Source organism: Rhodopirellula europaea 6C (assembly GCF_000338295.1).
In the GTDB taxonomy this organism is placed as follows: Bacteria; Planctomycetota; Planctomycetia; order Pirellulales; family Pirellulaceae; genus Rhodopirellula; species Rhodopirellula europaea.
In genome coordinates this window covers 83,719-96,224 of record NZ_ANMO01000067.1, presented here as the reverse complement: position 1 = coordinate 96,224, position 12,506 = coordinate 83,719, and the positions used below count along the sequence as shown (strand labels likewise).

The 12,506-nt window shown below is 55.6% G+C and carries 8 protein-coding genes; 7 read left to right on the top strand and 1 reads right to left on the bottom strand.

The window, feature by feature from the left end:
- The first annotated feature begins 55 nt into the window (after nt 1-55).
- A complete protein-coding gene (locus RE6C_RS05785) occupies nt 56-1,330 on the top strand; it encodes a radical SAM/SPASM domain-containing protein (RefSeq protein WP_008654710.1) in 1,275 nt (424 codons plus the stop codon).
- A gap of 3 nt (nt 1,331-1,333) precedes the next feature.
- Nucleotides 1,334-2,311, top strand: a complete 978-nt coding sequence (locus tag RE6C_RS05780; protein ID WP_008654709.1) for a hypothetical protein — start codon at nt 1,334-1,336, stop codon at nt 2,309-2,311.
- A 61-nt stretch (nt 2,312-2,372) separates the two neighbouring features.
- Here RE6C_RS05780 and RE6C_RS05775 read toward each other — a convergent pair whose 3' ends face one another.
- A complete protein-coding gene (locus RE6C_RS05775; RefSeq protein WP_008654708.1) occupies nt 2,373-3,353 on the bottom strand; it encodes a TIGR03009 domain-containing protein in 981 nt (326 codons plus the stop codon).
- 339 nt (nt 3,354-3,692) lie between these two features.
- On the opposite strand from RE6C_RS05775, the gene RE6C_RS05770 reads away from it, so the two are divergent.
- The 5 genes from RE6C_RS05770 to RE6C_RS05750 all read left to right on the top strand — a co-directional run bounded on the left by RE6C_RS05770 (nt 3,693) and on the right by RE6C_RS05750 (nt 12,431).
- Nucleotides 3,693-6,182, top strand: coding sequence for a PA14 domain-containing protein (locus RE6C_RS05770; protein WP_236617972.1), 2,490 nt, complete (start codon nt 3,693-3,695; stop codon nt 6,180-6,182).
- 7 nt (nt 6,183-6,189) lie between these two features.
- Entirely contained in the window at nt 6,190-7,542 is a 1,353-nt protein-coding gene (locus tag RE6C_RS05765; protein ID WP_008654706.1) for a DUF1552 domain-containing protein, read from the top strand.
- Between the two features lie 133 nt (nt 7,543-7,675).
- Nucleotides 7,676-9,304 carry a protein adenylyltransferase SelO gene (locus RE6C_RS05760; RefSeq protein WP_008654705.1) on the top strand — a complete coding sequence of 543 codons (1,629 nt, stop codon included), beginning with the start codon at nt 7,676-7,678 and terminating at the stop codon, nt 9,302-9,304.
- Nucleotides 9,305-9,355: 51 nt separating this feature from the next.
- Complete coding sequence (surE, locus tag RE6C_RS05755; RefSeq protein ID WP_008654704.1) at nt 9,356-10,117, top strand: 5'/3'-nucleotidase SurE; 762 nt, start codon at nt 9,356-9,358, stop codon at nt 10,115-10,117.
- A 112-nt stretch (nt 10,118-10,229) separates the two neighbouring features.
- Complete coding sequence (locus RE6C_RS05750) at nt 10,230-12,431, top strand: dockerin type I domain-containing protein (protein WP_008654701.1); 2,202 nt, start codon at nt 10,230-10,232, stop codon at nt 12,429-12,431.
- The last annotated feature ends 75 nt before the right edge of the window (nt 12,432-12,506 follow it).

Here is a 12,506-nt window from a genome sequence, read left to right as displayed (position 1 = left end):
GAATGGCACTAAAGATTCAACGCCCCAATTGATTGAGATACCGATGTACCTCCGTATGGCCAAACGATTCGCGATGGAAACCGATAAACGGTTGCTCGCCAAAGCAGTCTGGGCACTCGGTGTGAAAGGATTGAGAAGCGTCCATCGTCACAAACGGCGACTCAAACGCGGCGAGTTCTTCCCGCCGTTTTTGTATTTGTCGGTGATCAACAGTTGCAACCTGCGATGCCAAGGTTGCTGGGTCGACGTCGGCGCAAAGCAACACAAGATCGAATTGGACGCGGCCAATCGAACCATTGAGCAAGCCAAAGCGATGGGCAACAGCTTCTTTGGCATCTTGGGCGGCGAACCCTTCATGCACAAAGATTTGCTGAACTTGTTCGAGGCTCATCCGGACGTTTACTTCCAAGTCTTCACCAACGGCCACTTCATCACCGACGAAGTCGCCGCGAGACTTCGCAAGTGCGGCAACGTCACGCCGCTGATCAGCGTGGAAGGATCCGAGATCATCAGCGACACGCGGCGCGGCCGTGATGGCGTTTTGAATCAAACCATCGCCGGCATCGAAGCCGCGGTTCGAAACAAATTGCTGGTCGGTGTTTGCACCAGCGTTTGCAAATCGAACATCGACGATTTGGTTCGCGACAAGTGGGTCGATCGATTGATCGAGATGGGTGTGATGTACACATGGTTCCACATCTATCGTCCGGTTGGTCCTGAACCCAATCCGCAATTGGCGTTGTCCAGCGAAGAGCAACGACGTGTGCGTCAATTCGTTGTCGACACGCGAGCGACCAAGCCAATCATTGTCATCGATGCTTATCACGATGATGCCGGCAATGCGTTGTGTCCGGCGGTCACCGGGTTCACGCATCACGTGGGACCTTGGGGTGACATTGAACCGTGTCCCGTGATTCAGTTGGCGACGGAATCGATTCATGACAGCAAACCGCTCAAAGAAACCTTCAACGAGTCAGGCTTCCTTCGTGACTTCCGCGAACTAACGGCCCAGAACACTCGCGGGTGTGTGATCATGGAACGGCCTGATCTGTTGCTCGAATTGGCTGACAAGCACGGGGCCCGTGACACGACGGCTCGCGGCAAGGTGATGGAGGAACTTCGCAACGTCGAACCGCGACGCAGTCAGTATCAACCGGGAGATGAGATTCCCGAACGCAGCTTTGTTTATCGTTGGGCAAAGAAGTACGCCTTCAACGACTTCGGCACATACGGCAAACACTATCAAGAAAGCCAGTATCAAGATCCGGATCAGCAACCGCCGAAGTCATCGGCAGGCCAGGCTGATTCGCAGTTGCCAGTGCTGAACTGATCGATGATCGTACCGGAGCACTGGGCGGAGGCGAGCGATCGCATTGATGGGGCAAAAACCAAGCGATTGGTGAAACGCTTTGGTTGGTCCGACGTCAGCGTGGAAGAGGCGCAGCAACACGCGAATCAACGCCTCGCGGAAGCCATTGCCGAAATGAAACGCGGCGAGATGCTGCCGTTCACCGAACCCAAAGTCGCCTACAACGGTGCCGACGGGTTGCCGATCCGTGAGGAGATCATCGATCGACGTGGTGACGCCGTTCTGACTCGCAATGCATACGGCGCGTTGTGCTTGAACACGCCCGAGATCTTGTTCGCGGACGTGGATGTGCCGCAATCGAGTGGCTGCATGACCTACGTGGTCGCGTATGTCGTCAGCGTGGTGGTGCTGTCCCTTGTGGCTTTTCAATTGGACATCACCAACCCCATTTTCTTGGTGCTGTTCTTGTCGATGCTGTCAGCGGCCCTGTTTGGCAGCTTGATCGAAACGGTTCGTCGCCGGGTCAGTGGCACGCCCGAAACGATTGCACACAAACGCATTGCATCCTTCGCGAAATCGCATCCCGATTGGAAGTTACGCCTCTACGAGACTCCCATGGGGTTTCGAGTGCTGGTCACTCATGCCCCGTTTGACCCACGAGGGGCGGAAGCACTGGACTTCTTTGATCGGATCAAAGCCGATCCGGTTTATGTGCGGATGTGCTTCAACCAAAATTGCTTCCGTGCTCGGGTGTCGCCGAAGCCATGGCGAGTTGGGTTGAGCGAACATATGAAACCGCGCCCAGGTGTTTGGCCGATTTCACCGGACAGACTGCCCTCACGTGAGGCGTGGGTGAAGCAATACGATCAGGCTCGCCAGCAACACGCCGCCTGTCGTTATGTGGACTCGTTTGGTAACGGAAGGCCGTGCCGGGAAGCCAACGAAGTCCAACGCTGGCACGACGACCTGTCAGCGGCCAATCAAGATTGGCCGATCGCTTAAAGACGTTGCTGAGATCGCGTCCCTATTTCGTAGCTGGGTTCGCCAGATTCGGTGATCACTACTACTGGCGACGAGCTTCGTTTTCGCCTTCGGCCAATTGTGGTGGGCCGTTGTAGTTGTCGCGGAAGACCTTCCAGTCGGAAGGTGGTTCCTGTTCGATGAAGCTCTGCATGAAGAACTTTTGCAAGCTAGCTTGGATCGAGTTGCGTTTGACGTTGGTGAACTCGTAGTGGTCCCACTTCGGTTGCGTCTTTTGGTTGAAGTTGGGAGCGTACATGATCAAAGCTTGTGGCAAAAACGTTTTTGCATCCAAAGCGATCTGCACGACTTTGTATTGAGCACGGTCGGCTTGGTGTTTCGGGTACGCCGCGATCAAGATCAATTCAGGTTTGGGTGACTGCATCGGTTGGACCCAGTACCGTTGCTTGATTTGTTTGGCATCCGCGTTGAACACAAACGGTAGCGGGCTTTCAATGATGCGTTGTCCCTGCATGTCGGGTGGCAACTGTTGGATCTTGCACTGCTTGGTTGCGTGGTCGAACTCCTTCAGTTCGGTGCCGGTGCAGACCCAATGTTCGCCGTACAGACCTTGCTTGGCCGAGTACTTGGGTTTGCCGTTGTCGTCCATGCCGTCGTAGCTGACGACCGCTTTGACTTGGAACAACCCCTTGTCTGGGTTGGCGTATTTGATGACACCTTCGGCTTTGTTGGCGTAGATGCCAGCGGGTGCGGCAAAGAGATCAAAGTGCCAGCGTTTGAAGTCACACTCAAGTGTCTTGGTGCCTTTGCTTTGCTGTTCCCAAGCTGCCAGGATTTGATCGAGACGTTGTTGCTCGGTCGCACTGAGCGGTGGGAACGGTGCTGCGTTTGGATTGGCGGGAGCGGCGGCTTGCTGTGTTTGCGCAGGTGCGGCGGCGCGGCCTTGTGCCATCACAGGTTGGATGGTGGCGACCATGAAGCCAGCGACACCAGTCAAGACAGCCAGAAACGCTGCACGTGTGGAGAACGGTCGGTGAATCACCGAAAAATTCAAACGCATCATCCTTGACGCTCGTATCAAATGGGGAGGCGGACCATCGGGTCAATCGGATTGGCCGGTCAATTGAACGGGGACCGACTGGATCGGGGGAATCCGATTCGCCGAGCCTATCTGAATGAACCGTGCGGTCGAAAGGCCGAAAAACGGTGTTTTCCACTCCCGTTCACTGCCAAAACGAGCTCTATGGAGACGAATTGGGCGGCTAGACGCTCGAAATGAAGGTTTTCGGGGTGTTTCGTTCGCCTAACTCGCCTAAAATAAAATGCCCTGCCTTGGTGAATCCAACGTCAGTTTTCTGGCACCCGCCTTCGGGTTCACGTCCTTTCCCATCCTGTTGAAAACATGCGACGCATTCCAAATTTGGTACGCGCCTCCACCTTCCTCTGCTCTGGCATTTTTGCCGGCATGGGGATGAGCTTTCGGATCGGTGCGGCCGCATCGTTCGCTTTGCTCGCTTGCATGGCTCAGCCGGTTTCGGCCGCCGAAAGCAGCACGCTCGATTCAGCCATCGCTGAAGATCCTGTTTTGTCGGCGGGACTGAAGATCTATGCCGAGCAATGCTTGCAGTGCCACGGTGAAAAGGGATCCGGAACGGAAGACTACTATCCCGATCCTTTGGTGGGTGATGGGTCGATCGGTGAGCTGACCGAAATCATTGTCGACACGATGCCCGAAGAAGATCCCGATCTTTGTGTTGGCGAAGACGCTGCTGCGGTGGCGGCTTACATCCACCATGCGTTCTACAGCGAAGCGGCACAGATTCGGAATCGTCCTCCTCGTCAATCACTGCAGCGTTTGACCGGAACCCAGTTTCGACAAAGCCTATCCGACTTGTACGCCCATTTCGCGGGACTGCAAGAGACGACGTGGGAAAGTCATCAATCGAAACACGGTCTGTCGGTCTCGATCTACTCCGGCAAAGGTCGGAAAAAAGAGGACCGAAAAATTGAACGAATTGACCCAGTTGTCGATTTCGATTTTGGCAAGGAAGGTCCCGGCGAAGGTGTTCCTTGGGACGAGTTTCGTGCCCACTGGGACGGTGGATTGCGTGTCGAGCAAACCGGCCGTTATGAGATCGTGGTCCACAGCAAAACTTCGTTCACGATGGACTTTGGTCACGATTCAAACCAGCTGATCGACAACCATGTCCAATCAGAAGGCCGCAATGAATTTCGGCGTACGTTGATGCTGACCGGTGGTCGGGTTTATCCGCTTGAGATTGACTTCAACCAACGCAAACGCAAAGGCGAGACGCCGCCGGCAAGCATCTCGCTTTCCTGGGTTCCTCCAGGTGGCATCGAAACGATCATTCCAGCTTCGGCGTTGGTGCCAGGTTGGAATCCACCCGCGTTGCAACTTTCAACGACGATGCCGCCCGACGACAGTTCCTACGGGTTCGAACGAGGAATCTCGGTCGATACGGCTTGGGATTCCGCCGTCACCGACGGTGCGATCGAGTTCGCCAATGCAATGCGAGACCATTTATGGAATGACTATGTTCGGAAGCATCGAAAAGATAAACGTTCGCGAGAGGAGAAGCTGAAAGACTTTCTGTCTGACTTCGTCACGGTTGCCCACCGCGGGAATGCGGAAGTGGTCCAGCCCGAACGAATCGTGGATCCTGCGATCGAAGCATTCGAAGACGAAACCGACATCATCAAATCGGTCGTGTTGATGACGCTGAAGTCACCACGATTCTTGTACCCCAGCCTCGATGCGGATCGAACGGTTTCGCAGCAAGTTGCCAATCGTTTGGCATTGGTGTTGCACGATTCACTGCCGTCGGAGGGTTGGCTGCAGGATCGAATCAAGAAGGATCAAATGCGAGATGAACAATCGATTCGCAGAGCAGCCGAGCGGATGCTCGATGACGCCCGGACTCGAGTGAAGCTGAAGCAAATGCTCTATCACTGGATGGAACTTGGTCCCGAGGACGACCTTCGCAAAGACGATGAGAAGTACCCCGGTTTCAGCGAAGAGTTGATCGCGGATCTGCGGACCTCGCTTGATCGGTTCTTGGACGAAACGGTGTGGAGCGAGACCAGTGATTTCCGACAATTGTTGGCGGCCGATTGGGCGTTCACGAATCAACGTTTGGCGGATTTCTATGGCGACGCTTGGAAGCCAGCCAAATCGGATGACGACAACGCGGACGAGCCGAATGAATCTGGCGAGTGGACTCAATCGGTTCGCGACCCGAACATTCATGTCGGTGTGTTGACGCATCCGTTGGTGATGGCTCGTTTGTCGTACCATTCGGCGACTTCACCTATTCACCGCGGCGTGTTTCTGATTCGCCACGTGATGGGGCGCACCCTTCGACCACCCAACGAAGCGTTCTCGCCACTCAGTCCTGATTTACACCCGGATTTGACAACTCGCGAACGTGTAGCGTTGCAAACAAGTCCTGAAAGCTGCCAAATTTGTCATTCGAGAATCAACCCGCTTGGGTTTGCACTCGAGCACTTTGATGCGGTTGGCAGGTTCCGCGAAAAAGACATGAACAAGAAGGTCGACGCGTCGGGCAGTTACCTGACTCGCGACGACGAACGAATCGAATTCGACGGGGCTCGTGGATTGGCCGAAGTGGCGATCGCGAATCCAGACACACACCGAGCCTTCGTGACTCGGATGTTTCAGTACTTTGTCAAGCAACCGGTGGCCTCCTATGGCGCCCATCGCTTGGACGAATTGACGGAATCATTTCGGCAATCCGACTTCAATATCAAGAAGTTGTTGGTCGACATTGCCGTGATCGCGGCGAGTGACGCGTTGCCTGATTCAGAGCCGAAGAAGAAACAACCTAAGAACAACCAAACGGCGGGAGCTTGAAATGAATATGGAACCCACTGCACCACGCAAACCATCGAAACGTCTTTCGCGTCGTCGGTTCTTGCAACGCACTGGCATCAGTGCCGCTGCGTTGAACTTCACGATGAACCTGCCCAGCTTGGCTTTGGCGGCCGACGCGACGCCACGCCAACGGTTGATCATCGTCTTCAGCCCCAACGGTGTGATCCCGGATCACTTCTGGCCCAAGGGTGACGAAGAGAAGTTGGAATTCAAACGAATCCTGAAGCCTCTGGAACCGTTCGCGGATCAAACGCTGACGATCAAGGGTTTGTGCAATCAAATCCAAGGTGACGGCGACGGGCACATGCGCGGCATGGGATGCTTGCTGACCGGCATCGAGTTGTTCCCCGGTGACATCCAAGGCGGCAGCGATACGCCCGCGGGATGGTCGATGGGCATCAGCATCGATCAATTCCTCAAGAACCAACTGCAAGCCGATCCATCGACGCGAACTCGATTTGGTTCGTTGGAATTTGGCGTGATGGTTCCCGATCGTGCTGACACCTGGACTCGTATGTCATATGCGGGAGCCAACCAACCGGTCGCTCCGATCGACGACCCGTACAAGATGTTTGACAAACTCTATGGCCAAGCCAAGAACCGTGAGTTGCTGGCCAGTGTCTTGGACGATTTGACCGACGACTTCAAGAAGATTGAATCGATGGTCAGCATGGAAGATCGGCACTTGTTGCAGCAGCATGTCGAGTTGGTTCGCAAGGTCGAGAAGGACCTGAAGATTGAACTGGAAGCCAGTACCAAATCGGTCGGCCACGCGGTTCCTGAATTGACGCCCAACGTCGAAGTGCAAAACGACAACATGCCCGAGATCACTCGGATGCAAATGGAGTTGTTGGTCAGTTCGATGGCGGCCGATTTCGCTCGCGTGGCAACGTTCCAAATTACCAACAGTGTTGGCCAGCCTCGCATGCGTTGGTTGGACATCGACGAAGGACACCACGGTTTGTCGCACGAGCCTGATTCGAACGAAGACGCTTACGAGAAACTGATTCGAATCAACACCTGGTACTGCGAGCAAATCGCTCACCTGGCCAAGCGTTTGCAGGACACGCCCGAGCCCGGTGGCAGCGGATCGATGTTGGACAACACCACGATCATCTGGACCAATGAGCTGGGCAAAGGCAACTCGCACACCCGAAACGACATCCCGTTTGTGTGTGTCGGTGGCGGTTTGGGCCTGCGAACCGGCCGAGCGAAGGATTACGGCAAGGTCTCTCACAACCGATTCCTGATGACCATCGCTGAGCAAATGGGCTTCGCTCAGAAGAGCTTTGGGAACCCAGATTTCTGCGGCGATGGGTCACTGACCGGGCTCGTGTGATTTCGCGAGCTGGTGATTTCGCGGTCCGTGGTGGCACGGGATTGGCAGCAGCGGTGGCGTGGGCTGGATCGATTGGTAGAGTTTCCATGATCCAGTCGCTATCCTTCGCGCCATTTGCCCTTGAGATTTTCGCGTGACATTTGATCTGACGTTCGACAATCGGTTCACGCGAGATTTGCCCGCGGATCCGGAGTCGCGAAATTTCACTCGCCAAGTCCACCAAGCAGGTTTTTCGCGAGTGAAACCGACGCCGGTTTCGGCTCCGAAATGGGTGGCTGGGTCCAAAGAGGTCGCCGAGCTGATCGGTTTGGATTCGAAGTGGTTGGGATCGGCTGAGCTGACCGAAGTGTTGGCCGGCAACGCTCTGGCCGATGGCATGGATCCCTTCGCGATGTGCTACGGCGGTCACCAGTTTGGAAACTGGGCCGGGCAACTGGGTGACGGTCGTGCGATCAATCTTGGCGAAGTGGTCACCGCGGATGAGAAGCACTGGACGTTGCAGCTCAAAGGGGCCGGACTGACGCCGTACTCTCGGACCGCGGATGGTTTGGCGGTTCTGCGATCGAGCGTTCGCGAATTTCTTTGCAGCGAAGCGATGCATCACTTGGGCGTTCCGACCACGCGCGCTCTCAGTTTGGTGCTGACCGGTGAGAAGGTGCTTCGCGACATGTTTTACGACGGGCACCCCGAACATGAACTTGGTGCTGTGGTGTGCCGAGTCGCACCGTCGTTCATCCGGTTTGGCAACTTTGAGATCTTCGCGTCGCGGGAAGACACCGAGACGTTGCAAACGTTGGTGGAACACACGATTCGATCGGAGTTCCCGCACTTGCTGTCCGGGGCTGGGCCAGATGCCGAGGTTGGCCCCGACGTGATTGCGGCGATGTTCGAGGAAGTTTGCCGGACGACCGCGGAGATGGTGGTGCACTGGATGCGAGTCGGCTTTGTCCACGGTGTGATGAACACCGACAACATGTCGATTCTTGGGCTGACGATTGACTACGGACCGTACGGTTGGCTGGAGGATTACGATCCCGATTGGACGCCGAACACCACCGACGCTCAAGGGCGAAGGTATCGTTACGCGCATCAGCCTCAGATCGCCCAGTGGAACTTGGTGGCTTTGGCCAACGCTTTGGTTCCGTTGGTCAAGGAAGCCGAACCGTTGCAGCGTGGGATCGCGGTTTATGTCGAGGAGTTTCAAAAGAGTTGGCACTCGATGATGGCTGGCAAGCTTGGGCTTTCAAAGTATGAGAGCGAGACCGATGACGAGTTGGTTGACTCGTTGTTGACGCTGTTGCAATTGGCCGAGACCGACATGACGATTTTCTATCGCCGGTTGGCGGACATTGAACTTGGGACGCAAGAGCAACCGGTCGCTTTGGAACTGGCGGCTGTGCTAAATCATCTTTCCGAGGCTCACTACGTTGCCGACGAGGTCACGGAGGAGTATCAGCAGGCTTTGATGGATTGGATGCGTTCCTATCAATCGCGCGTTTTGGCGGATGATGGTTTTCCTGCGAATGATTCGCAGCGGCGGCAGCGGATGAACGCGGTGAATCCGAAGTACGTTTTGCGGAACTACTTGGCTCAGTTGGCAATCGATGCGTGCGACAAAGGCGATGATTCGATGGTGTCTGAGTTGCTGGACGTGCTTCGACGTCCATACGAGGATCAACCGGGGAAAGAACGCTTTGCCGAAAAGCGACCCGAGTGGGCGCGACACCGTCCGGGTTGTTCGATGTTGTCATGCAGTTCATAACCTATCTTCGGATTGGTTCGAGCCGCGCACATCGATGGACATACACTTCTCATGCGAATTCTGTTAACGAATGATGATGGCGTTCATGCCCCGGGTTTGGCGGCACTTCGTCAGCAACTGCGTCACTTGGGCGAAGTCATCACCGTGGCTCCGGCGACGGAGCAGAGCGGTGTTGGCCATTCGATCACTTATTTGACGCCGTTGGTTCCAAAATCCATTCACCGTGATGGCGTTCATTGGGCGTGGGCGGTCGAAGGTTCGCCGGCAGATTGTGTGAAGCTTTCCTTGGCCGAGCTGTTCGTTGATGAACCCATCGATTTGGTCGTCAGCGGGATCAACAACGGGTTGAACGCGGGGATCAACGTGCTGTATTCCGGCACCGTTGCGGCGGCGATTGAAGGCGCGTTTTTTGGTGTCACCAGCGTCGCTGTGTCGCTGGAAAATTCGGACGACAATGACTTCGACGCGGCTGCGGTGATCGCTCGAAACGTCATCGGTGAAATCGTTCGTCATGATGAGTCTCGAGGTGGGTTGTTCAATTTGAACGTGCCCACGGCTGCGACAGAATCTGCAAGTGAAGTCAAAGTCGTGCCGATGGGATTGGCGCAGTACGGACGACGTTATGAAAAACGTCAGGATCCCGGTGGGCGTGATTACTATTGGGCGTTGTGGACACAACCCGACAAGCCGCCTGCGGAAATGACTGACGTGACCCAACTACGCGAGGGGTGTGTGACCTTAACCCCCCTGCATTTCAACTTGACGCGAGATGATCTTCTAAGCGAGATGAAGGAGTGGAACTTGCGTCCGTGATTCCGCTCAATTCGTTTTGCGCGTCTCGATTCGAGTTGGCCGGCCCGTAGAATGTTTTCGCGTGGCGGGATGAATGAGACCGACACGCTGCTTTTCTATTTGAGCCGGATGCATGCAGAACTCTTCCCGACGCCTTCGCGTTGAAAACTTAGAACATCGACGCTTGTTGGCTGCCGATTCGATGATCGGTCCGCAATACCCTGAGGGCTGGGGCGAGGTTTCGGCGCAGTCCGCTGTGGCGGCTGCGGAAGATGTGATCTCGCGTGAGAGTTCTGGACGCGAAGCAGAAGGCGAAAGTGTCCTCAAAGTCCGATTGGATTTCTCACTGGACAGCAGCAATTTTTTCACGACTCGGTACCCGCAGGCCAAAGCGGTGATGCAGGAAGTCGTGAACGAAGTGGTCGATCGATTCAACGACACGTTGGCCGCGGTCAATCCGCCGAGTCGATCGGAGATTCAGTGGCAGCCCGCGGTGCTCGATCCGCGAACGGGTGCACTGACATCGCTGCCGCAATCGTTTCGAGCGGCGGCCAATGAAATCGTCGTTTACGTTCGTGGGAACAACCTGACCGGGCTGACTCGCGGTTTGGGCGGCTACAACTCATTTGGTGTGGGATACAACTGTCCCGACCAAGCCTGCGTCAATCAGGCCAACGCGTTCATCAGCAACTTAACCACCCGGGGCGAGACTGGGGCGGCAGCATCGACTCCCAGCGACTTTGCACCGGTCGTTGGTGCAATCACGATCGATACGCGAACCGACGTGGATTGGAATTTCGGAGCTGTTGATACCGGCGAACCAGGCCAGTCGGACTTTCGTGCGGTGGTGGCCCACGAGTTTGCTCACGTTTTGGGATTTGGGACGGCTCCGTCGTTCAGCCGGTATGTTGCCGGCGGCCGATTCGCGGGCCCGAAGGCCAATGCGGTCTTTCCCGGTTCTGCGAATATTCCGATGAATGGCGGAAGCCACTTGGCCAGCTCGGTTCGCGATGTCGTGCCCACGACGATGACCGGCAACTTTGATGGCATGTTGAGCGAACTGGACTACGCGATCTTGGATGACATTGGTTGGGAAGTGACACCGGACATCAGGCCAACGGTTCAGATCACCACAATGGAACAAATTGTTCCGGAATCGGCAGGCTCGGTCACGGTCAGCGCGACTTTGTCAGCCGCACCTTCCCAGAGCATTTTGGTGCCCGTGGTGATCTCGGGAACGGCATCGGCGAATTCGGATTACACCGTCACGCCGGAAACATTCAATTTCGCGTCCGGTCAACGCACCGCGACGATGACGGTGAACGTGGTCGACAACGGTACGAACGAAGGTCTTGAGTCGTTGACAATTCGGTTGGTCGATTCGAATGTCGCCAAGTTGGGAGCGAACACGGAAGCGTTGGTCACCATCTTGGATGACGACGGTTCGCCGGTTGGACAAACGCAATTGAATTCGCCTGAGTTCAGTAGCACCGCCATCACGGTTCCGGGAAACAATCTACCAGTCGCGTACTTGTTTCGAGCTTCCGCGAATACAACTTTGAACGTGACCAAGGTCGGCGCAACTGGTCCGACGGAAGCGTTCTTCGTACTGAACGAGGATCTCGAGCCAATCGGTCAGTACAACGGTGCCGGCGAGTTGTCCGTGACGTTGTCCGCCAACCAGAACTATGTGTTGCGTTTCGAAGCTCGTGGGACCACCGAACAATTTCAAATTGCATCGACGGCTGGTTTCCAAGCCATCAACAACGACAGCCCTACCAACCTTCTGCAACCATCCGATGTGACCGGGGACGGTGAAGTGTCCGCATTGGATGCGTTGCGTGTGATCAACGTGTTGAACGCAGCGGGTGCTTCTGAAGTCAACATCGGTAACGAAGCATTGGAAGAGGGGAACTACTACGACGTCACCGGTGACGACAAAGTGACTTCACTGGACGCGTTGCGAGTCATCAACACGTTGTCCGGTCCGTCCTCTGGAAACTCGGAGGGAGCGACAGCGAGTCCTTCGGCAATCGCATTCACGCCACCGGTTGCAGATTCCAGTGAGACGCTCGCCGACGAGATGGGCCCGCACAAATCCGATGAGATACAACTCGATGGCTTTGTCCCCGCGGTGGTTTCCGTTCGTCTGGCTGACCATGATCATGCTGACCACGGCCACGAGCATGACGATGACCACGGCGATGAGCATGACGAAGAAACAGGGCACGATCACATGCACGACAAAGAATTCTCCCAATCTTCATCTGCCGCGTTTGCACCAGCCTTGGTTGATTCGGTCTTCGTAGAATTTGGTGCCAGTTGCCTCGCCTGAGCCTCGGTTTCGAGACGCGTTTGATGCGTTAGACTCACCCGGTCGGCTCGCTGGATTTCTTTTCGATTCAATCCA